This window comes from Clostridium sp. BSD9I1, assembly GCF_900185645.1.
Lineage (GTDB): Bacteria > Bacillota > Clostridia > Clostridiales > Clostridiaceae > Clostridium_AK.
Map to the genome: position 1 here is coordinate 225,760 of NZ_FYAM01000006.1, position 22,934 is coordinate 248,693.

Below are 22,934 nucleotides of genomic sequence, written 5' to 3' on the forward strand. Positions count from 1 at the left end.
TGAACAGTGACATTAAAGAGTTTCTTAGGATTTGTAGAGATTCAAACAAAGGCTGCAAGTGTAATACCATTTACATTAGGTACAATTTATTCTATATATAAATATGATAGTTTTAATTTAAAAAATTCTATAATTATGTTTATATCATTAATAACCTTTGATATGGCTACCACTGCCATTAATAATTACTGTGACTATAAAAAAGCACATACAAATGATGAATATGATTATAAAGTAAAAAATGCAATTGAAAAATACAATATAAAACAATCTACAGCAGTATCTATAATATTTACTTTATTAATAATTGCAACTGCAGCTGGAATAACATTAACCCTTAACACAAATGTTATCGTTTTGCTTATAGGTATTGTTTCCTTTATAGCGGGCATTTTATATACATTTGGGCCTATTCCAATTTCCAGAATGCCTTTAGGAGAAGTTTTTTCAGGAATATTTATGGGATTTATAATTACATTTTTATCCATATATATTCATATATATAATGAAAATATTATAACGATAATGTATCAAAATAGTATATTAAAAATTAACATAAATATATTTGAAGTGCTTTACATATTTCTAGTTTGCATACCATCTATAAATGGAATTGCAAACATAATGCTTGCTAATAATATTTGCGACGTTGAAGAAGATATTATAAATAAAAGATTTACACTTCCATATTATATAGGAAAAAAATCTGCATTGAAATTATTCAAGATTTTATATTATATCAGTTATTTAGATATAATAATATTAGTAATATTAAGTATTTTGCCAGTAACCTCTTTATTGACACTCTTTACTTTAATTCCAATAAATAAAAATATAAAATTATTTTATAACCAGCCAGTGAAAAGCAAGACATTTGTTTTAGCGGTTAAAAATTTTGTATTAATAAACTTAACTTATATTGCTTCAATATTAATAATGACTGCAGTTAATTATTTATAGCTTTATTATCTTGACATATAGTATATATAGTAGTAAGATTATATCGTCAATTGAATATTATGTATTCAGGTGCCTATTTAAAATTAGGTGAAAAGGGAATGCGGTTAAATTCCGCGGCAGCCCCCGCTACTGTAAGTGATGACGAGCCTTTCATATCCACTCTTTAATAAAGGGGAAGGGAAGGGTAAGAGTGATTCATAAGCCAGGAAACCTGCCTGTGTACTTTTAAGAGCTTTCGGCGGGAAAGATCACAAATATGTTTGATAAAATCCGGCTTTGCCCGGTTTTTTTATTTGTTGATAACAGCAGGCGAAAGTCTGCTGTTTTTCTTATTTATAAAACTCCTAGAAATTTAAAATAAATCTCCTATCAAACTATCAATGGTTAGCTTTGTCCATAAAACTAACCATTGATAATTAAAAATTAATGAAAATTAAATTAATAAATAAATTTTAAAATAGATAATAGATAACTGAAGGGAAGTGTCTTTATGCCAAAGATAATGTTACAGGGGACAGGCTCCACTGTTGGAAAAAGTATACTAGTAACAGCATTATGCAGAATATTTAAACAGGATGGATATAGTGTATGTCCATACAAATCACAAAATATGGCGTTAAATTCATATATAACTCATGATGGTAAGGAAATGGGAAGAGCTCAGGTACTTCAGGCGTATGCAGCAGGATTGGAACCAGAAGTGTACATGAATCCTATACTTTTAAAACCATCTAGTGATAAAAAGTGTCAAATCGTATTCAATGGTAAGGTATATGGAAACAGCACTGCTATGGAATACCATAATATGAAACTTCAATTTGCAGAAAAGTTAAAGGAACAATTTGAAGAAATAGAAAAGAAATTTGAGATAATAGTAATTGAAGGCGCAGGAAGCCCAGCTGAAATAAATTTAAGAGAAAGAGACATAGTAAACATGGGTCTTGCAGAAATGGTAGATGCACCAGTGCTTCTGGTAGGAGATATAGACAAGGGTGGTGTATTTGCATCACTGGCAGGAACACTTCTTTTATTAAGTGATGATGAGAAGAATAGAGTTAAGGGAACAATAATAAATAAGTTCCGCGGAGATATAGATATATTAAAACCAGGAATTACAATGCTTGAAGATATAATACATAGACCTTGCATCGGAACTGTGCCATACTTTACATTAGATTTAGAGGATGAAGATGGCGCAACAACATTTAATAAGGAAAAAACTAATGACATAGATATAGCAATTATAAAACTTCCTCATATTTCAAACTTTACAGATTTTGATGCGTTAAAGCTTGAGGAAGATGTTTCAGTAAGATATATAACTTCAAAAGAAGAGTTTGGAAATCCAGACTTCTTAATAATTCCAGGAACAAAAAACACCATAGAAGATTTACTTAAATTAAGAGAAACTGGTCTTGAAGAAATTATAAAAAACTATTCTAAACAAGGAATGCTTATGGGTATTTGTGGAGGATATCAAATGCTTGGGAATATATTGAAAGATCCTTATGGAGTAGAATCTAATTGTGAAGAAACAAAGGGTATGGGACTTTTAGATGTAGACACAGTGTTTGAAAAGGAAAAGGTTACTACAAGAGTTAAGGCTAAAGGACATGAATGTGACATATATGGTTATGAAATTCACATGGGTATTTGTACTTATGGGGAAAATGCAAAACCAATGTTTAGTATATATGATTGCAATGGAGAAGCTCAAGAAAGATTAGATGGAGCAGTAAATAAAGAAAAAAATATATTTGGGACTTATATACATGGTGTATTCGATGGAGTTGAGTTTAGAGAAAAGCTTATGAATAAATTAAGAGCTAAAAAAGGAATAGAACTTAAAAAATCTAAGGACTATGAGAATATAAGAGAAAAGAACTTAGATATGCTGGCAGACATAGTAAGAAGAAGTCTTGATATGGATAAGATATATGAAATAATGGGACTTAAAAAATAGGAGTTTTTAAATGATACATTTAATAGATTTAACTTTGGCAGTAATAATTGATTGGATAATAGGAGACCCATATTGGTTTCCTCATCCGGTTATATACATAGGAAAACTTATAAGGGCTTTAGAGAGCAAAGGAAGAAAAATATGCAAGACCAATAAAGCATTGAAGACATTTGGAGGAATTATCGTTTTAATTGTAGCTTGTATCAGTTTTATAATTCCATTTTTGATACTTTACATAGTTAGAGATAATTTTTGGGTTTATCACATTTTAAATATATTTATATTATGGACTACGATTGCTTGTAAATCTTTAGGTAATGAGGCGAAAAAGGTATATGATTCATTGAAGATGGGCGATATAAATGATGCTAGACTAAAACTTTCCTACATAGTTGGTAGAGATACAAATGAGCTAAGTGAAGAAGAAATAATCAGAGCAGATGTGGAGACCGTAGCTGAAAATGCCTCTGATGGAATAATTGCTCCTCTTTTTTATGCAATGATTGGGGGAGCACCATTAGCCATGATGTATAAGGGAATAAACACTATGGATTCAATGCTTGGATATATGAATGAAAGGTTTTTGCATATAGGATTTTTTCCAGCTAAGGTGGATGATTTATTTAATTTAATACCTGCAAGGATCTCAGGAATTTTAATGTGTCTTGCAGCTCCAATTGTTAATGGAAATATAATAAATAGCTTTAAAATAATGATTCGAGATAGAAAAAATCATAAAAGCCCTAATTGTGCCTATCCTGAAGCAGCTACAGCAGGAGCTTTGAAAATACAAATTGGGGGAATTAATAGGTATTTTGGAGAGATAGTATATAAGCCTACTATTGGAGATAAGATAGATGAGTTAAGTTATACTCATATATTTGGAAGCATAAAGCTTATGTATGCATCAGAAATTTTAATGATTATATTATATGCATTTATAATGCTTAATTTGAGGTGATGGAATTGCAACATGGTGGAGATATATATACAGAGGGACTTCTTAAAGGAAGAGAGCTTATAGATTTTAGCTCTAATATAAATCCTTTAGGAATACCAGAAAGTTTTATAACCCGTATTGATGAAGCGGTAAAAAATTTAAATAGATATCCAGATGCTAAATATAGAGAGCTTAGATATAACTTAAAGGAATATATAAATAAAAGTCCTATTCTCTTTAATGATAAAAAAGAGCAGGATTTTGTAAAAGAAGAGTACATAGTAGTTGGAAATGGAGCAGCGGAAGTAATTGACTTAGTAATAAGCCAATTTAAGAGCATTTTAATTATGGCTCCATCCTTTGGGGAATACGAAGAAGATGCCCTAAAATGGGAACTTAATATAAGATATTCTAAGCTTACAGAAGATATGGAATACAATTATGAAGATATAATGATAAAACTTTCTAGTGTAGATGCTTTAATAATAGGTAATCCGAATAATCCTAACGGTTCCATAATAAATAGAGAAAAGTTTAAAGCTATACTTGAGTTTTGCGAGGAAAATAATAAAAAGGTAGTAATAGATGAAGCTTTTATAGAATTTGTAGGAGATATAAATCAAAGCTTTGTAGATGAAATTAAAAATTATAAATGTCTATTTATAGTAAGAGCTTTAACTAAGTTTTATGCAATGCCGGGAATAAGATTGGGTTTTGGATTATGCAGTGATATAGAATTTATAGAAAAAATAAAAGGAAGACAAAACCCATGGAATATAAATTCCTTTGCAGAAGTAGCTGCAAAGTATGTACTTAAGGATAAAGAGTATATACAAATGTCCCTAAATTGGATAAGAGAAGAAAGAGATTACTTGACTAACGAACTAAATGCTATTACTTTTATACAAAAGGTTTATAAAACTCATGGTAATTTTATATTATGTAAGCTAAAAGGTTTAAGTTGCCATAGGTTCTATGACGTGTGCCTACAAAAGGATATAGTTATAAGAAAATGTGATAATTATAAGGGACTTGGGAAGGAATATGTAAGATTTGCAATAAAAGATAGAAGTACCAATTATATTCTCATAGAAGCTATTAAAAATTTAAATATAGATGAGGTGTGTTAAAATGAAATTTCTCAAAAATAACTTTAAAACTATGCTATTTTTAGCGCTTGGCATAATAGTTACAATTGCTCCAAATGCATATGCTATGCACATAGCAGAAGGATTTTTGCCTCCAGCTTGGGCAGGGATTTATTTCGTACTTTCAATACCTTTTATAGTTATTGGACTTAAACACATAAGAAAGCAAACTGAAAAGAATGGAGATTTAAAAATGCTTTTAGGGCTTGTTGCAGCCTATGCCTTTATACTTTCAGCTATGAAAATTCCATCCGTTACAGGAAGCTGCTCTCATCCAACAGGAACAGGTCTTTCAGCTATAATATTTGGACCATTTATATCATCAGTGGTAGGACTTGTAGTACTTGTTTTTCAAGCACTTTTCCTAGCCCATGGAGGGATTACTACTTTAGGCGCTAATACATTTTCAATGGGAATTGTGGGACCGATAGTTGCTTATCTTTTATATACTGTATTAAAAAATAAAAATAAGAAAGTAGCAGTTTTTACGGCAGCATGCTTTGGAGATTTAGCCACTTATTTAGCAACTTCCGTACAGCTTGCATTAGCATTTCCATCTCAAACAGAAGGATTAATGCACTCATTTATAAAATTTGTATCTATATTTTCCATAACTCAAATACCTTTAGCTATAATAGAGGGAATTATTACAGTTATATTATTTGAATTCATTTCTAAATATTCTTCTAAGGAATTAGAGATATTAGGAGGGGCAAGATAATGAAAAGAAGAACTTTAGGTTTAATTACATTATGTATTGCAATAATTGGATTATCTCTTCTTATTGGAACTGCTAGAGGAGGAGAATTTGGTGGAGCAGATGGACAAATAGAGGAAGTTATAAGTGAAGTGAATCCAAATTATACTCCATGGTTTGAAAGTGTATGGACACCACCTTCAGGAGAAATAGAGAGTCTTTTATTTGCAGCACAAGCATCCATAGGAGCGGGATTTATGGGATATTACATAGGAAAGAAGAAAAATGCTAAAGCTTATAATGGCTCTTGCCAGAAGGAGTAAGCTTGTATATATACATCCTTTAGAAAAGGCATGTCTTGCAATAATTCCTATAATAATAATGGGATTTGTTAAAAATCCCATTATTATAATTATAAATATTTTGATATTTATAACATTACATATAAAAACTAATAATAACTTGGAGATAGTAAGGAAGTTTTCAATAGAAATTGCCTTATTTTCTGTGTTTTCATCCATTACTTTTGTGCTTGATTATGGATGGGGGTTTGTATTGGTAATAATTTTGAGAAGTATTTCTGCAGGATTATGTCTTTCTTTTTTTTCATTAACTACTCCCATAGATCAGATATTTTATGTTTTATCTAAAAGAAAAAGCCTAAGGGATATATGTGATATAGCTAAGTCCATGGAAAGATTTCTTGTAGTAATAAATGAAGAATACAGCATAATGTACAACTCCATGAAATCTAGGGGAGGATTTGACAGTTTTAGTTTAAAAATAAAGAGTACGGGAAAACTAGCAGCGCTTTTATTTGTAAATACAATGGAGAGATGGAAAAATATAAAAGAAGGAATATACAGCAGAGGGTATAGAGGATACATGCCTTATATTTCTAAGGAATTTCATTTTTCAATGCCGAGATTTATGTTTGTAATGATGTACGACTTAATTTTAATTACATTAGCATTTTATTTTAAATAATTTATGGAGATGGTGGCTTAAATGTTAGGAGTCATAGGTTTAAAGTCCAATGTGAAATTGGAGATAAGAGAAAAACTTTCTATAATACCAAAGCACTATGGAAGAGCCCTAGAGGGTTTAATGGAAGTCTGTGAAGAAGTGCTAATACTCAGCACCTGCAATAGAACAGAAATATATTATAACTCAACTAAAAGTTATGAAGAAGTAATTTTTAAGATATTTGAAAAGCTTAACTGGCATGAAGATTATTTTAAGTACATATTTCATTATGAAGAAGAAAATGCAATAAATCATATAATGCAGGTTGTATGTGGATTTGATTCTTTAATACTTGGAGAAGATCAAATACTTGCACAAGTTAAAGAATCGTATAAAATTGCACTAGAATATAAAAGCATAAAAAAAGATCTTCAAAAGCTTTTTCAAATGGCAATCACTTGTGGGAAGGAATTTAGATGTAAAACTGAACTCTATAAAGTGCCTGTGTCGTCAGCATCTATTTCTGTAAGTCAAGCAAGAAGAGATGGAGCTAAAAGTTTTATGGTGCTTGGCTATGGCGAAGTAGGAAGTTTAGCATGTAAATACATTATGTCAGGCAGCTTCGAAAAGCTATATATTGCAGTAAGAAATACTTCAGTTGTAAATATAGATGATTCAAGGGTAAAGGTGATAAGTTTTAATGAGAGAGCAGATTACTATAAGTACGTAGATTCTATAATAAGCTGTACTTCTGCACCTCATACAGTGGTATATAGTTCAGAATTACCACTAAAGTCTCTTAGTATATATGATTTAGCAGTGCCAAGAGATGTAGATGAAGAAGTGAATTATATGGAAAATATTAAGCTTTATGATATAGATAAAATAAGTTTTATGAACGATGAGAATTGCAAAAGAAGAGAAGAGATAATGAAATCTAATATGGATATAATTCATAAATATAAACAGGAATTTTATGAGTGGAGAAGTATTAAAGAAGTTTCAGGAGACATTTTAAAGCTTAAATCTCAAGGTGAAAAAGTATATAAAAGTAGATTGGAAACTTTTATAAACAAAAAGGATACCAAAGACAGTGAAAAGTTAGCTGAAGTCCTTTTAAAAAGCACTTCAGATGCTTATATAAATAGAGCTATTGAGGTGTTAAAAGAAGAGAAGCTGAAAGGCAGGTATGAGGAATGCTTGAAGCTAATAGAGAGAATATTTTACCAGACGGAATAAATGATATGTTTTTATCTATTGTTTCTTGTAAGATAAATGTTTTAATAGTAGGAGGAGGAAGAGCGGGATTTATAAAAGCTAAAACTCTTACTGAAAGAGGCTGCAATGTTACGGTAGTATCTCCAGAGCTTTCCTCTGATTTTAAAACCTTAAAAGAATATAACAATATTAAATTTATTAAAGATACATATAAAAGAGAATACATACGAGATAAACATTTAATAGTTATTGCAGTTCCAGAAGAATTTGCAATTGAAGTAAAGAAACATTGTGAAGAAGAGTTTAAATTGTACATAGCTTCTTATAGTTTTAGAGAGGGAATAGCAGTACTCCCTTATCAAAGAAGTACTAAAAGTATGAGTTTTGCTTTGAAATCCATGAAGGCTAGCCCTAAAACCACTAGATTCATTGGACAAAAGCTTGAAAAAACCTTAACGGAGTATGATGATTTTATGGAATATTCCTGTAGGCTGCGAGAAAAATTAAAAAGATATGAAAATAGAGAAGAAATACTGAACTTTATATCAAGTGATGATTTTTATTTCTCTTATACTAAAAATAAACAAGATTTAATACTTAAAATGTTTTTTGGAGATGATTTTAATGAATATAATAGTAGCTACTAGAAAGAGTGCTTTGGCACAAACTCAAACAAATCTGGTTATAAATGAGATAGAACAGAAGCATAATGTAAAATGTGAAAAGCTTTTAATAGAAACTACCGGAGATAAAATACTTGATAGAACGTTAGATAAAATAGGTGGTAAAGGGCTTTTTATAAAAGAAATTGAAATGGCACTTTTAGAGGACAGAGCTCACATTGCGGTTCATAGTATGAAAGATATGCCATACGAGCTTCCTTTAGATTTTATAATAGGAGCAATTCCTGAAAGGGAAGATGTACGCGATGTTTTAGTATCAAGGGATAATATGAGGTTTAAAGACTTGCCTAAAGGAGCAAAGATAGGAACAAGCAGCCGTAGAAGAGCTTCAGAACTTAAGCTTTTAAGGCCAGATTTGGAAATAGTTCCTATAAGAGGAAATGTTCAAACTAGAATAGATAAAATAGAGAAGTTAGGACTTCATGGAACTATACTTGCTGCAGCAGGGCTTAAAAGACTTCAAATGGAGCATGTAATAGCAGAATATTTCAATCCACAGGATTTAGTTCCAGCAGTAGGACAGGGAGCTCTAGGGATAGAAATAAAAAGTGGAAGCCCTTATATAAAATATATAGAAAACTTAGACGATAAGCATACAAGAATATGCGTAGAAGCAGAAAGAAGCTTTATGAGAGCTTTAAAGGGAGATTGTCATTCAACAATTGGTGCTTATGCACAAATTTCTGGAAGTGACATGAATATAGTTGGAATATTTGAAGTCAATGGTGAAGTTGTGAAAAAAGATATAACAGGAAACGTAGAGGATTATATAAATTTAGGTAATAAATTAGCTGAAAAAATAATGGAATAACTTAAGGAGGAAATTATGGCAAAGGTTTATCTTATAGGAGCAGGTCCAGGAGATGAGGAGCTTATAACTCTTAAGGCAATAAGAGTTTTGAAAAAATGTACAGCTGTAATGTACGATAGATTAGCAGGCCCAGGAATATTAAAATATTTAAATGAGGATTGTGAAATATATTATTGTGGAAAGGAACCGGGATGCCACTATAAAACTCAAGAAGAAATAAATGAAATGCTAGTAGGACTCGCTAAAAAGGGCCATGTAGTTGGAAGAATAAAAGGTGGAGATCCTTATGTATTTGGAAGAGGTGGAGAAGAAGCCTTAGCATTAATTGAAGAAGGCATAGAATTTGAAACTGTTCCAGGCATAACTTCTGCTATATCTGTATTAAGTTATGCAGGTATCCCTGTAACTCATAGAGCTATTGCTCAAAGCTTTCATATATTTACGGGAATGACAGCTGAAAAGGCAAATATAAACTGGAGTGGGGCAGCAAAATCAAACGGTACTCTTATATTTTTAATGGGATTTAGAAACTTTGACATAATAAAGTCGAGGCTCATGGAAAATGGAGTTAGTGAAGATACCCCTGCAGCAATTGTTATGAGAGGTACTACTTCAAAGCAAAAGAAGGTTATAGGAACTTTAAAGGATGTAAAAGAAAAGGCAATAGAGTCTGGTATAACTTCTCCTTGTATTATAGTTGTGGGAGAAGTAGTGAAATTCCATGATGAGTTTAATTGGTATGAAAAGAAGCCTTTATTTGGACAAAATATATGCATAACTCGTTCTAAGGAGCAGTCACAGGAAATAAAAGAGAAGTTAATAGATTTGGGAGCTCAGGTTACTGAAATTAATACTATTAAAATAGTAAATACAAATTCTACTTTAGATACATATAAGGATAAAATAGAAGATTATGATTATATAGCACTAACAAGCGTAAATGGAGTAAATGTATTCTTTGATTATTTAATAAAAAACGAAATTGATTTAAGAAATATAAAAGCTAAGTTCTGCGCTATAGGACCTGCAACAGCTAGAGTGCTAAAAGCAAAAGGAATACTTCCTTTTATAGTAGCAGAAGAATTTGTAGCAGAAGACTTATTTGAGAAAATGAAAGAATATATAAAACCAAATGATAAAGTACTTCTTCCACGTTCTGCAAAGTCTAGAGCTTTCTTAAAAGAAGCCTTAACAGAAAAAGGCTGTAATGTAGATGAAGCACATACTTATGATATAGAAAAGGGTGCCTCACCAGAAGAGGGAGTTTTTGAGGAAGTGGATACGGTGCTTTTCACAAGTCCTACAACTGTGAGAAACTTAATTGATATGGTTGGAAAGGAGCAGGTATCTCAAAAGAGATGCATAGCTATAGGACCAATAACCGCAAAAGAATTAGATGAAAATGGAATAAATTACGAAGTGTGTGAAGAATATACTACTGAAGGAATGGTGAAGCACTTAAGTGCTAGCAATTAGGTCTAAGGTACTAGGAGTTATTTAGTAACTAGTGATGATTAAAATGAAAGAAGGGTTTTGTTTTGTTTAGAAGACATAGAAGACTTAGAAAAAATGAATCCATAAGAAGTATGGTTAGAGAAACGGTTTTAATGCCAGAAGATTTTATATATCCATTATTTGTAGTTGAGGGAGACAATATAAAAAGAGAAATAAGTTCCCTTCCAGGAAATTATCATTATTCTCTAGATAGGTTACCAGAAGCTATAAAAGAAGTTGAAGAAGCTGGAGTAAGAGGAGTAATCCTATTTGGAATACCTGATCATAAAGATGAAATAGGATCAGGGGCTTTTAACAGTGAAGGAATAATTCAAAAGGCTGTAAGAAAAATAAAGGAAATATCTAAAGATATTTATGTTATAACAGATGTATGCATGTGTGAATACACAAGTCATGGACATTGTGGAATAATTCATGATCATGATGTGGATAATGATGAAACTTTAGAATACATAGGAAAAGTTGCATTATCTCATGTTGAAGCAGGTGTTGATATGGTAGCACCATCTGATATGATGGATGGAAGAATTCAAATTATTAGAGATGTATTAGATGATGCTGGATATAAGAATGTGCCAATAATGGCTTATAGTGCAAAGTACTCATCAGCTTTCTATGGTCCTTTTAGAGAAGCAGCAGGATCAGCACCAGAATTTGGTGATAGAAAGAGCTATCAAATGGATCCAGCAAATCTAAGAGAAGCAATGCTTGAAATAGAAGATGATATAAATGAAGGAGCAGACATAATAATGGTTAAACCAGCTCTTTCATATTTAGATGTTATAAGATGGGCAAGAGATAGATATGATCATCCAATAGCAGCGTATAGTGTAAGCGGCGAATATGCTATGGTGAAGGCAGGAGCAAAGCTTGGATATATAGACGAAAAGAAAATAGCATTAGAAATGCTAACTTCTATAAAAAGAGCTGGAGCAGACATGATTATAACTTACTACGCAGTAGAAGCAAGCCGTTGGATTAAGAATAGTTAGCCAGCATTCAGTAACCAGTGACTAAAGAATGTAGAAACTTTGCTATGTAAAGTTTCATCCAAGACTGGTAACTGGTTACTTAAAAGAAAGAGGTGTAACGTAGAGTGAGAAATCTTGAGATATTTAGAGAATCAGAAAAATACATGCCTGGTGGAGTTAATAGCCCTGTTAGAGCTTTTAAAAGTGTAGGTATGAATCCTCCAATACTTAAAAGTGGTCATGGTTCAAGAGTTGTAGACGAGGAAGGTAATGAATACATAGATTTTGTAGCTTCTTGGGGACCTATGATACTTGGACATAATGATGAAGATGTAATAAAGGCAATAGAAGGTATGCTTAAAAACGCAATAAGCTTTGGAGCGCCTACAGAAATTGAACTTAAACTTGCAAAGCATATGTGTGAAACCTTAGATAATATAGATATGATAAGAATGGTAAACTCAGGAACAGAAGCTACTATGAGTGCTATAAAGCTTGCTCGTGGATACACTAAAAGAGATAAAATAATAAAATTTGCAGGATGTTATCATGGACATTTTGATGGATTTTTAGTAGAAGCAGGTTCAGGAGTTTTAACAGAAGGGATACCAGGTTCCCCTGGGGTGCCAGAAGCAAGTGTGAAAAACACTTTAATTGCACAGTATAATGATTTAGCAAGTGTTAAAATGCTCTTTGAAAAAGAGGGAAATGAAATTGCAGCAATAATTGTAGAACCTGTAGCGGGTAATATGGGAGTAGTACCTGCAAAGCTAGAATTTTTAAAAGGTATGAGACAGCTTTGTGATCAGTATGGAAGCCTTTTAATATTTGATGAGGTAATGTCAGGATTTAGAGTAGCTTACAAGGGAGCTCAAAGCTTATATGGTGTAAAACCTGATTTAACTACATTTGCAAAGATAATGGGGGGTGGACTTCCAACTGGTGCTTATGGTGGTAGAAGAGAAATTATGAGTCAGCTTTCCCCTATGGGACCTGTTTATCAAGCAGGAACCATGTCAGGAAATCCAGTGGTTATGGCAGCTGGGTTTGCAGCGCTTACAAAGCTTTATAAAAACCCTAAGTATTATGAACATATTGAAGAAATAGGAACACTTCTTAAAAAAGGTGTAGAAGAAATTGCAAAGGAAAAAGGTCTTCCTGTAGTAGTAAATAGGTGTGGTGGAATGATTACCTTATTCTTTACAAAGAAAGATAAAGTTGAGTATTATGAAGATGTTAAAACCTGTGACACAGACCTTTTCACAAGATACTTTAAGCACATGCTTGAAAATGGAATATATCTTCCACCTTCACAATTTGAAGCTATGTTTATTGGAGTTAAACATAGCAGAGAAGATATAGAAAAATTCCTAGATGCTTTAAGAAAGTTTTAACGGGTGTCTAATATGAAAGCTATAATGATATCTTCAAATAGCAGTGGTGGTGGAAAGACCACCGCTACATTAGGACTTATGAGAGCCTTTATGAAAAGGGGAAATGAGGTTCAAGGTTATAAAGTTGGGCCTGACTATATAGATCCTGCTTTTCATAGTCGCATAACAGGTAAAACCTCAAGAAATTTGGATTTATATCTTATGGGTGAAGAGGGCACTAAAGCTTCCTTTAGCAGAGGAAAAGGAAATTTAGGAATAGTAGAAGGAGTTATGGGACTTTACGATGGCAAGGGAATAGACTCTAAATATTCCACTGCTCATGTGGCGAAAGTCTTAAACCTTCCTATAGTGCTTATAATTTCTCCCAAAGCACAAAGTGCTACTTTATGTGCAGAAATAAATGGACTTATAAATTTTGAAAATGCAAATATAAAAGGCGTTATATTAAATAATATTTCTGAAAGTTACTTTAAGCTTTTAAAAGCTGCTATAGAATATAACTGTAATATCAAGGTATTTGGATACATCCCAAAAGAAGAGAGCTTAAAGCTTGGGAGCAGACACTTAGGACTTATACAAAGTAGTGAAATAGATGATTTAGAAGAAAAGATTGAGTTATGTAGTGAGCTTATAGAAAAACATGTAAATCTTGATGAGCTTTTGCAAGAGTTTAGTGAAGTGGAAAGTTATGAAGATAAGTTTCATATAGAAAATAAAAACTTAAATATAGCTGTAGCATATGATAAAGCATTTAGTTTTTATTATAAGGAAAATCTAGAACTCTTAGAAGAAGCCGGAAAGATAACTTATTTCAGTCCTTTAGAGGATAAGAAACTTCCTGAAAATACAGATTTTGTTTACATAGGTGGAGGATACCCTGAAGTATTTATAGAGCAATTAAGTGATAATAAGGAACTTATTTGTGATATTAAAGATAAGCTTCAAAAGGGTACAAGATGCTATGCAGAATGTGGTGGACTTATGTATCTTACAGAAGCAATAGAAACTAAAGAAAACAATTTAAATACCGTAGAATTTTTTAATGGAAAATCAGTTATGACAACAAAACTGCAAAACTTTGGCTATGCTGAAATAGCTATAGATAAAGAAAACAGTATTTTACCTAAAGGAACAAAAATAAACTGCCATGAATTTCATAAATCATATATAGATAGCAGTGAAGAAAAGATATATAAACTGACGAAAACTATGTATGATGGTACTGAAAAGAATTGGACATGCGGTTATATAAAAAATAATACACTAGGCGGTTATGCACATGTACATTTCTTTGGGAACTTAGAGTTTTTAGAATATCTGCTAAAAAATTAAAGGGTGGTGTTTTTATCAATGGATTACATAAAAAAACCAATGGACATTGAAGTAAAGAGTTTTGAAATAATTGGAGAGGAAATGGGACCTCACAATTTTGATGATAGAGAGCTTAAAATAATAAAAAGACTTATACATACTACAGCAGATTTTGAATTTAAGAACATTACATATATTAGAGAGGGAGCTATAGACTCAGCTCTTGATATTTTAAAAAAGGGAGTAACTATATATACTGATACCAATATGGCAAAGTCAGGTATAAATAAGGCTGCCTTAAAGAAGTTAAATTGTAAAGTTGAGTGCTTTGTAGATAGAGAAGATGTAGCAGAAGTTGCAAAGGAAAGAGGAATAACTCGTTCTATGGCAGCAGTTGAAAAAGCAGTGGAAGAAGGAGTAGAGTTCTTTGTATTTGGGAATGCTCCAACAGCTTTATTTAAATTAAAAGAGCTTACACTAGAAGGAAAAGCTAATCCAAAGTTTATAATAGGAAGTCCAGTTGGATTTGTAGGAGCTAGTGAATCCAAAGAAGAGATCGAAAAAATGGATACTCCTATGATAACTATAAGAGGAAGAAAGGGAGGCAGTAATGTAGCTGCAGCCATTGTAAATGCTCTTATGTATATGATTGTAGAAAGATAAATTTTAGGTGATTAAAATGCTTGATATGTATGTAAATTGCGATGGAAAGAGACTGAGATGTGGATATACTACAGGTTCTTGTGCAGCAGCAGCGGCAAAAGCAGCTACATTATGTCTTTGTGAGAATAAGGATATTAATGAAATAAGTATAGATACTCCTAAGGGAATTAGGCTTACAATTCCAGTAGAAAAGCTCATAAGAGGAGAAAACTATGTGGAATGCTGCGTCATAAAGGATGGCGGAGATGATATTGATGCAACTCATGGAGCAGAAATATGGGCAAGAGCAGAGAAAAAGCCCTCTGGATATAGTTTAAAAGGTGGAAAAGGCGTAGGAGTAGTTATGGGAGAAGGCCTTTATGTAAAAAAAGGAGAACCTGCCATAAACCCTGTACCGCGACAAATGATAAATAAAGAAGTTACAGAAGTACTTCCAAAAGACTTAGGTGTGGAAATAACCATATTTGTGCCTAAGGGGGAAGAAATTGCAAAGAAGACTTTCAACCCTAGACTTAACATAATAGGAGGTATATCAATCCTAGGTACATCAGGGATTGTTATGCCTATGTCAGAAGATGCACTAATAGCATCAGTTGAGTTAGAAATAAATCAAAAAGTTGCAAAAGGAGCTAAGGAACTTATATTAGTATTTGGCAACATGGGAGAAACTAGAGGAAAGTCATTAGGACTTGATGAAAACAAGATGGTTGTAATTTCAAATTATGTAGGAAAAGCCTTAAATTCATGTATTGAGAATGAAGTATATGATATTACAATAATAGGCCATATAGGAAAGCTTTGTAAAATTGCAGCAGGATGCTTTAACACTCACAGCAGAGTATGTGATGTAAGAATGGAAGTAATAGCGTTAGAACTAGCTTTAATGGGATATCCTAAAGAAGTTGTTGAAAAGGTATATGATGAAAAGACTACAGAGGGAGCAATTAAATTAATAGAACAAACTCCTTCAATTACAAAGGAAGATGAATATAAGCTTTATAAGATTATAGCTGAAAAAGTAAAAAGCAGAATTGAAATATTTACCTATGGCAAGGTTAAGCCAAAAGTAGTTATGTACAGTATGGAAAAACAACTTAGTATCATAGATTAAAAAGATATATAAAACAGTAAAAGGAAGTGTTTGTGTGGTTTACATAGTAGGTATAGGACCAGGAAGCAAAGAATACATACTTCCTCAGGCTATAAAAGTCTTAGAAAGCTCAGATGAAATAATAGGCTTTGGAAGAGCAATAAATTCTCTAGATTTTATAGATAGTAAAAAGGTTAAGGTAAATAAAATAAGCGATGTTATTGAGTATTTAGAAGTAAATAAACATAAAAATATTGCAGTGGCAGCTTCAGGAGATCCATTATTTTATGGAATAACTAATTACCTAAAATCTAATTATGATGGGGAAATAGACATAGTGCCAGGAATTACTTCCTTTCAGTATTTAGCGGCTAAACTTAATAAGCCTTGGCAAAATGCTTTTTTAGGAAGTCTTCATGGTAGAGAACAAAGTTTCATAAAGGGAGTTTTAGAAAATAATTTAAGTATTTGGCTTACAGATAATAAAAACTCTCCAGAAGTTTTAGCAAAGATACTTTTAGAAAATGGATTAAACCCATATATCTATGTAGGAGAAAACTTATCCTATGAAGATGAAAGAATAGAAAGTGGAACAGCAGAAGATATTAGAAGTAAAGAATTTAAGGGACTTTCTATAATGATAGTAGAAAGAGAAGAAATGGACACAAAAGATAAAGAACTTCATTTTATAAAGGATGAGGAACTCATAAGAGGAAATTGTCCAATGACTAAGGAAGAAATAAGGATACTTAGCATAGCAAAACTTAATTTAAGAGAAGACTCCTATATACTAGATGTAGGAGCAGGTACAGGATCTATAAGCGTTCAAGCTGCAAAGTTTTGTCCAGTTGGAAAAGTTGTTGCTATAGAAAAAGATGAAGATGCAATAGATACTATAAAGAAAAATGTAACTAAATTTAAGCTGAATAACTTAGAACTTATCGAAGGAGAAGCAATGGAAGTAATAAACAGTATAAATTACTCATTCGATAGTATATTTATAGGCGGCAGCGGTGGAAATATTGAAGACATCATAAAAGAATATGGCAAAAAACTACTGCCTGGTGGAAAGATGATTTTAAACTTTATAACCATAAATAATTTATATAAAGCAATGGATGCATTAAAGAAATTAGGATATAAAGTTAGCTGCACTCAAGTTTCTATAAGTAAAACTAAAGGCGAAAGTTATATGTTATTTGGAAATAATCCAATATTTATAATAGAAGGAGAAAAATAATGGCTAAGTTATATGGAGTTGGCGTAGGGCCAGGAAGCGAAGAATTAATTACACTCAAAGCGCTAAAGGTTATAGAAAATGCAAAAGTTATAGTAGCACCATCCCCTAAAGAAAACGGACAAAGTGCTGCTTTAAATATAGTGAAAAACTTTGTAAAGGAAGATACAGAGGTAATAGTAAAGCAATTCCCTATGGGTGGAGAAGATCAAGAAGATAAGATTTATGAAGCTTTCAAAACAATAGAAGAAAGACTTCATGATGGACTAGATGTAGTATTTATAACTATAGGAGACCCATTTGTATACAGCACCTACATATATCTTTTAAAGTATATAAATGAAAAGGGATACGAAACAGAAACAGTACCTGGAATAACATCCTTTTGTGCATCTGCAAGCCTTGCAGGGGAAGCTTTAGTTATAGGAGATGAGCCACTTCTTATATTACCATCTACAAGACTAGATACAGTAAAAGAAGAACATAAGTATTTAGTAATAATGAAGGTATATAATAATGAAGAAAGCGTAATTAACTTCTTAGAAGACAAAGGTTATGAATATGTATATGTAAAAAGAGCTTACAGAGAAGGACAGGAAGTAATAAAAGATAGAGAAGAGATACTTAAAAATAAAGATTATATGTCACTTATAATTGCACATAAGAACTAGTTAACTATTAACTAAATAGAGCGGGGGTAAATAAAATTGAATAATAACATAAATGTTTATTTTATAGGAGCGGGTCCTGGAGATGTGGATCTTATAACTGTTAAGGGAAGAAAGATACTTGAAAAAGCTGATGTTGTAATATATGCAGGATCACTAGTTAGCAAAGAACACTTAGATTTTTGTAAGGAATCAGTAGAAATGCACAATTCAGCATCCATGACATTAGAAGATGTTATAGATGTTATGAAAAAGGCTGCAAGTGAAAATAAAATGGTAGTGAGACTTCATACAGGGGATCCTTCCATGTATGGAGCTATAAAAGAGCAAATGGATGAGCTTAATAAATTTGATATTAAATATGAAGTTGTACCAGGAGTCAGCTCTTGTTTTGCGGCAGCTGCAGCTATAAAAAGAGAATTTACACTTCCAGGAGTTACTCAAACACTAATACTTACAAGAGTAGAGGGTAGAACACCAGTACCAGCAGGAGAAGATTTAGAAAAGTTAGCATCAACTGGGGCTTCTATGGCAATATTTTTATCCATAAGCATGATAGAAAAAGTAGTAGAAAAGTTAAGACGTGGGTATGGAAAAAATGTTCCTATAGCTATAGTTGAAAGAGCTACTTGGGAAGATGAGAGAGTTATACTAGGAACTTTAGATGATATAGCAGAAAAGGTTAAAGAAGCTAATATAACAAAATGTGCACAAATACTTGTAGGTGATTTTATAGATACTGAGTATGATAAGAGTCTTTTATATGATAAAACTTTTACTCATATGTTTAGAGAAGGTGTGTCTAAGTAACCTAGGGCCGTCTTAATAACTTGAGAGGTGCTGATTTACTATGAATATAGCAGTGATTTCCATAACTAAAAATGGGGATAACTTAGCAAAAAAAATAAGAGAAAAGTTTAATATAGATTTATTCTCTAAAAATCTTTCTAAAGACTTTAATTTTAAAGAAGTAGTAAGAAATTCTTTTGAAAACTATGAGGCAGTGATATTTATAACTTCAACTGGCATAGCAGTAAGATCTATAGCTCCTTACATAACTACTAAAGATAAAGATCCTGCAGTGATTGTTATAGACAATTTAGGTAAGTTTGCAATAAGTCTTCTAAGCGGACACTTAGGAGGAGCTAACAAACTTACGGAAGATATAGCTTTAGCACTTAAAGCGGAGCCTATAATAACTACTGCTACAGATAATTTAGGGATTACAGCTCCAGATATGATAGCTAAGGAAAGTAATCTTATTATAGATAGCTTAAAAGATGCTAAGGATATAGCAGCTCTTTTAGTTGATGGAAAGGAAGTTGGATTTCTTGATGAAGAAGAACTAATTTCCTGCCCATCAGGTTATGTTTCCGAACTAAGTGAGTGCAGCGGAGTAGTTTATGTAACAAATAAAAATGAATTGGAGTGCATAGAGGAAAAGAAAATTCCTAAGAGGTTAAAGCTTATAAGAAGAAATATAATACTCGGCATCGGATGCAGGAAAGATTATCATATAGGCTCTATGAAAGAAAAAGTTTTAGAAGTTTTAAAGGAGCAAAACATAGATGCAAGAGCAATAAAATGTATTGCTACAGTAGAGGTTAAAAAGGATGAAAGAGCTATAATAGAACTTTCAAAATACTTAGATTGCGATATGAAAATATTCACTATAGAAGAAATAAAAAAGGTACAACATAAATATGAAGGAAGTGCCTTTGTAGAAAAAACATTAGGAATTACATCCGTATGTGAGCCATCAATTGAACTTGCAGGAGGAACTGTTGAAATTTCAAAGATGAAACTTGATGGAATGACACTAGCAATAGGAAAGGAAGTGTAGTTTTGGGAAAACTATATGTAATAGGAATTGGTCCAGGAGGCTTAGAACACATGACATTAAAAGCTAAGCAGGCCATTGAAGAAAGTAATATGATTGTAGGATATACAAAATACATAGAATTTATAAAGCCATTATTAGAGGGAAAAGAATTAGTATCAACTGGTATGAAGGGTGAAGTGGAAAGATGCAAAAAGGCATTAGAGCTTGCAGCAGATAACACAGTAGCTATTATAAGTACTGGAGATGCAGGAATATATGGAATGGCAGGACTTATATTAGAACTTAAAGAAAATCAAGACGTAGAGATAATACCAGGGGTTACAGCTTCTTCTTCAGCAGCTTCTGTAGTAGGATCTCCACTTATGCATGATAACTGCAATATAAGCTTAAGTGATCTTATGACACCTTATGAACTTATAAAAAAGAGAGTGAAATTAGCAGCAGAAGCAGATTTTATAATATCACTTTATAATCCGAGAAGTAATGGAAGACCTCATTACTTAAGAGAAGCTATTGATATAATAAGTGAGTTTAGAAACGGTACTACTCCTATAGCAGTAGTTAAAAATGCATTAAGAGATGGACAGGAAATACACTTATTTACACTAGAAAACTTCAATGAAGAAGTAGTAGATATGTTTTCTATAGTAATTATAGGAAATAGTCAGAGCTATATAAAAGATGGAAAATTTATAACTCCAAGAGGATACAAAGTTGGTTAATAGTCAATAATTAATAGTTGTAGAAATTCCGTTTAGGCGGGATTTCTTCGATTAAATAAGGTGGTGTTATTATGATTTGTGTTATAGCTGGAACCACTGAAGGTAGGGAAATGATTAAGGAATTAAATAAATACACCGATGATATTTTGGTGTCTACAGCAACATCTTATGGTGGAGAGCTTTTAAAGGAATATAGATATAAGTTATTAAATGATAAACCTCTTAATAGTCAGGATATGCAGAAGATGTTTGAGGAAAATAAAGTTAATGTTGTCATTGATACATCGCATCCATATGCAGTAGAAGTTAGTGAAAATTTGATGAATGTATGTAGATTAACTTCTATAAAATACATAAGATTAGAAAGAAAAGGTGTAGCTTATAAATTTATAAATGAGGATAAGGTTATAATAGTAGAAAGTTATGAGGAACTTTATTCTCATTTCAAAAATATTACAGGCAATATATTAAACACTACAGGAAGCAGAAATTTAAATAAAATTTTAGGATTAGAATTACCTAATAGGATAATACATAGAGTTCTTCCTTCCTTAAAAGTACTTCAAGAATGCTTAGAATTAGGAGTTAGTGTAGAAAATATAATTGCTATAAAGGGACCTATAAGCTATGATTTAAATAGAGCTTTTATAAAAGAATATGATGCAAAGGCAATACTGCTTAAAGATAGCGGGCCTGAAGGTGGAACGGAAGAAAAAATAAGAGCAGCAGTAGATGAAGATATATATACTTTTATTATTGGAAGAAAAACTTTAAAGTATGATAATATATTTTATGATGTTAAGGATGTAGTGAAAAAATTGGAAGGTATAGCTTAAATAGAGGGACTTATTATATTAGAATTTGAGCTATAATAGCGGAGGTATTATAATGAAAACAAAAAAATTAGTATTAACAGCACTATTTGTAGCGCTTTGTTTTATAGGAGCCAATATTAAGGTCATGGGATCAATAGCCTTTGATTCAATGCCAGCATTTTTAGCTGCAATTATGCTAGGTCCAGTATATGGAGCAATAGCAGGAGCATTAGGTCACTTTTTAACCGCATTAACTAGCGGATTTCCACTTACGCTACCAGTACATTTAATAACTATGGCAGCAATGGCTTTAACCATGGCGGCATTTGCTGTAGTATATAAAGCCTTTCTAAATAAGAATAAGGTTTTTGCAATTATATTTTCTATAATAATTGCAGTTATTATAAATGGACCTTTAGCACTTTTAGCCTTGACACCACTCTTAGTGCCTATGATGGGCAAGGCTGGGATTATGGGTCTTGTACCTATACTATCTGGAGTGGCAGCGATAAATGCACTTATAGCAATACTTGTGTATAATTTTTTACCAAGGAGTTTGAAGGAATATGAAAATAACTAAGGTAAGGGATCTAACTTTAATAACTTTAGATGAAAATAAAACTATGGTAGTAGCTTGTGATAGCTGTGGGAGTATAGGAATGAAAGAGGGAGATACCTTAAAGGTACCTTCCTTTTATGTAGGAAAGTTAATTGCGAGAGGGCCAATAATGGAAGTAATGTGTGCTGGAGCAGAGGTCATTACTATTACAGATGCAGTATGTAATGAGATGGAACCTACAGGAAGTGAAATAATAAAGGGGATAAAGGAAGAATTAAAATTAGCAGGTATAGCTGATATAGTTTTAACAGGAAGTACAGAAGAGAACTTTAAATCTATATCTACAGGCCTTGGAATTACCGTTATAGGAATAGCTGAAAATAAAAATTTAAAGGTCAATGCTATAAGAGAAAATTGTAAAATTATTTCCCTGGGAATCCCTAAGGTAGGAGCAGAAATAGGGTTAGATAAAGACTTAGATATAGCAAACTATGATGAGTTAAGAAAGCTTTTAAGCTTAGGTGGAGTATATGAAATAGTACCAGTAGGTTCTAAAGGGATACTTTACGAAGTATTGCAGCTTGCAAAGAAAAATAATATGAAATTTGTATTAAATGAAGAAGTAAAAGTAGATATACATAAAACTGCAGGACCTTCTAGTGTTGTAATAGCTGCAGTAAATGATGAAGTATTAAATGAAATACAAAATAATGAAAAAATAAGTATAATAGGTAAATTAAACAAAGTTTAGATTTGTTTA

At 32.0% G+C, this 22,934-nt stretch carries 24 protein-coding genes, 1 pseudogene and 1 riboswitch; all 25 genes and pseudogenes read left to right on the forward strand.

Annotation, left to right across the window (positions count from 1 at the left end; genetic code table 11):
* Nucleotides 1-6: 6 nt before the first annotated feature.
* The 25 genes and pseudogenes from menA to BSD9I1_RS04050 all read left to right on the forward strand — a co-directional run bounded on the left by menA (nt 7) and on the right by BSD9I1_RS04050 (nt 22,925).
* The gene (gene menA, locus BSD9I1_RS03930) at nt 7-960 is read left to right on the forward strand and encodes a 1,4-dihydroxy-2-naphthoate polyprenyltransferase (protein WP_186429228.1); all 954 of its coding nucleotides are present in this window, start codon (nt 7-9) and stop codon (nt 958-960) included.
* Nucleotides 961-1,010: 50 nt separating this feature from the next.
* Nucleotides 1,011-1,194, forward strand: a riboswitch (cobalamin riboswitch).
* A 256-nt stretch (nt 1,195-1,450) separates the two neighbouring features.
* Complete coding sequence (locus BSD9I1_RS03935; protein ID WP_186429229.1) at nt 1,451-2,923, forward strand: cobyric acid synthase; 1,473 nt, start codon at nt 1,451-1,453, stop codon at nt 2,921-2,923.
* Nucleotides 2,924-2,933: 10 nt separating this feature from the next.
* On the forward strand, nt 2,934-3,884 hold the full coding sequence (gene cbiB / locus BSD9I1_RS03940; RefSeq protein WP_186429230.1) for an adenosylcobinamide-phosphate synthase CbiB: 951 nt from the start codon (nt 2,934-2,936) through the stop codon (nt 3,882-3,884).
* Entirely contained in the window at nt 3,884-4,993 is a 1,110-nt protein-coding gene (locus tag BSD9I1_RS03945; protein WP_186429231.1) for a histidinol-phosphate transaminase, read from the forward strand. The genes cbiB and BSD9I1_RS03945 overlap by 1 nt, the downstream gene beginning before the upstream one ends.
* A 31-nt stretch (nt 4,994-5,024) precedes the next feature.
* Nucleotides 5,025-5,732: an energy-coupling factor ABC transporter permease gene (locus BSD9I1_RS03950; RefSeq protein WP_035310020.1), complete on the forward strand. Its 708-nt coding sequence runs from the start codon at nt 5,025-5,027 to the stop codon at nt 5,730-5,732.
* Nucleotides 5,732-6,031, forward strand: coding sequence for an energy-coupling factor ABC transporter substrate-binding protein (locus tag BSD9I1_RS03955; protein ID WP_035309839.1), 300 nt, complete (start codon nt 5,732-5,734; stop codon nt 6,029-6,031). The genes BSD9I1_RS03950 and BSD9I1_RS03955 overlap by 1 nt, the downstream gene beginning before the upstream one ends.
* The gene (gene cbiQ / locus BSD9I1_RS03960; RefSeq protein WP_242966402.1) at nt 5,994-6,695 is read left to right on the forward strand and encodes a cobalt ECF transporter T component CbiQ; all 702 of its coding nucleotides are present in this window, start codon (nt 5,994-5,996) and stop codon (nt 6,693-6,695) included. The genes BSD9I1_RS03955 and cbiQ overlap by 38 nt, the downstream gene beginning before the upstream one ends.
* 21 nt (nt 6,696-6,716) lie before the next feature.
* On the forward strand, nt 6,717-7,913 hold the full coding sequence (hemA, locus tag BSD9I1_RS03965; RefSeq protein WP_186429232.1) for a glutamyl-tRNA reductase: 1,197 nt from the start codon (nt 6,717-6,719) through the stop codon (nt 7,911-7,913).
* Complete coding sequence (locus BSD9I1_RS03970; protein ID WP_186429233.1) at nt 7,871-8,539, forward strand: NAD(P)-dependent oxidoreductase; 669 nt, start codon at nt 7,871-7,873, stop codon at nt 8,537-8,539. The genes hemA and BSD9I1_RS03970 overlap by 43 nt, the downstream gene beginning before the upstream one ends.
* Nucleotides 8,517-9,386, forward strand: a complete 870-nt coding sequence (gene hemC, locus BSD9I1_RS03975) for a hydroxymethylbilane synthase (protein WP_035309844.1) — start codon at nt 8,517-8,519, stop codon at nt 9,384-9,386. Before BSD9I1_RS03970 ends, hemC begins: the two co-directional genes overlap by 23 nt.
* Nucleotides 9,387-9,401: 15 nt before the next feature.
* Nucleotides 9,402-10,862: a uroporphyrinogen-III C-methyltransferase gene (gene cobA / locus BSD9I1_RS03980; protein WP_186429234.1), complete on the forward strand. Its 1,461-nt coding sequence runs from the start codon at nt 9,402-9,404 to the stop codon at nt 10,860-10,862.
* 62 nt (nt 10,863-10,924) lie between these two features.
* Nucleotides 10,925-11,893 carry a porphobilinogen synthase gene (gene hemB / locus BSD9I1_RS03985; RefSeq protein WP_186429235.1) on the forward strand — a complete coding sequence of 323 codons (969 nt, stop codon included), beginning with the start codon at nt 10,925-10,927 and terminating at the stop codon, nt 11,891-11,893.
* A gap of 104 nt (nt 11,894-11,997) precedes the next feature.
* Nucleotides 11,998-13,266, forward strand: a complete 1,269-nt coding sequence (gene hemL, locus BSD9I1_RS03990) for a glutamate-1-semialdehyde 2,1-aminomutase (protein ID WP_186429236.1) — start codon at nt 11,998-12,000, stop codon at nt 13,264-13,266.
* Between the two features lie 12 nt (nt 13,267-13,278).
* Nucleotides 13,279-14,598: a cobyrinate a,c-diamide synthase gene (locus BSD9I1_RS03995; RefSeq protein ID WP_186429237.1), complete on the forward strand. Its 1,320-nt coding sequence runs from the start codon at nt 13,279-13,281 to the stop codon at nt 14,596-14,598.
* Between the two features lie 18 nt (nt 14,599-14,616).
* Complete coding sequence (locus BSD9I1_RS04000) at nt 14,617-15,240, forward strand: precorrin-8X methylmutase (RefSeq protein ID WP_186429238.1); 624 nt, start codon at nt 14,617-14,619, stop codon at nt 15,238-15,240.
* A gap of 16 nt (nt 15,241-15,256) precedes the next feature.
* Nucleotides 15,257-16,351, forward strand: a complete 1,095-nt coding sequence (cbiD, locus tag BSD9I1_RS04005; RefSeq protein ID WP_186429239.1) for a cobalt-precorrin-5B (C(1))-methyltransferase CbiD — start codon at nt 15,257-15,259, stop codon at nt 16,349-16,351.
* Between the two features lie 34 nt (nt 16,352-16,385).
* Nucleotides 16,386-16,982: pseudogene (cbiE, locus tag BSD9I1_RS04010) on the forward strand (precorrin-6y C5,15-methyltransferase (decarboxylating) subunit CbiE); the annotation flags it as partial.
* 6 nt (nt 16,983-16,988) lie between these two features.
* Nucleotides 16,989-17,570 carry a precorrin-6Y C5,15-methyltransferase (decarboxylating) subunit CbiT gene (gene cbiT / locus BSD9I1_RS04015; protein ID WP_186429377.1) on the forward strand — a complete coding sequence of 194 codons (582 nt, stop codon included), beginning with the start codon at nt 16,989-16,991 and terminating at the stop codon, nt 17,568-17,570.
* Complete coding sequence (locus BSD9I1_RS04020) at nt 17,570-18,238, forward strand: cobalt-factor II C(20)-methyltransferase (protein WP_035309855.1); 669 nt, start codon at nt 17,570-17,572, stop codon at nt 18,236-18,238. Before cbiT ends, BSD9I1_RS04020 begins: the two co-directional genes overlap by 1 nt.
* A 36-nt stretch (nt 18,239-18,274) precedes the next feature.
* The gene (gene cobM, locus BSD9I1_RS04025) at nt 18,275-19,045 is read left to right on the forward strand and encodes a precorrin-4 C(11)-methyltransferase (protein WP_242966403.1); all 771 of its coding nucleotides are present in this window, start codon (nt 18,275-18,277) and stop codon (nt 19,043-19,045) included.
* Between the two features lie 40 nt (nt 19,046-19,085).
* Nucleotides 19,086-20,078: a cobalt-precorrin 5A hydrolase gene (cbiG, locus tag BSD9I1_RS04030; protein ID WP_186429240.1), complete on the forward strand. Its 993-nt coding sequence runs from the start codon at nt 19,086-19,088 to the stop codon at nt 20,076-20,078.
* A 2-nt stretch (nt 20,079-20,080) separates the two neighbouring features.
* Entirely contained in the window at nt 20,081-20,800 is a 720-nt protein-coding gene (gene cobJ, locus BSD9I1_RS04035; protein ID WP_186429241.1) for a precorrin-3B C(17)-methyltransferase, read from the forward strand.
* 71 nt (nt 20,801-20,871) lie between these two features.
* A complete protein-coding gene (locus BSD9I1_RS04040) occupies nt 20,872-21,636 on the forward strand; it encodes a cobalt-precorrin-6A reductase (RefSeq protein ID WP_186429242.1) in 765 nt (254 codons plus the stop codon).
* A 52-nt stretch (nt 21,637-21,688) separates the two neighbouring features.
* Nucleotides 21,689-22,195: an ECF transporter S component gene (locus BSD9I1_RS04045; RefSeq protein ID WP_186429243.1), complete on the forward strand. Its 507-nt coding sequence runs from the start codon at nt 21,689-21,691 to the stop codon at nt 22,193-22,195.
* On the forward strand, nt 22,182-22,925 hold the full coding sequence (locus BSD9I1_RS04050) for an AIR synthase related protein (protein ID WP_186429244.1): 744 nt from the start codon (nt 22,182-22,184) through the stop codon (nt 22,923-22,925). The genes BSD9I1_RS04045 and BSD9I1_RS04050 overlap by 14 nt, the downstream gene beginning before the upstream one ends.
* The last annotated feature ends 9 nt before the right edge of the window (nt 22,926-22,934 follow it).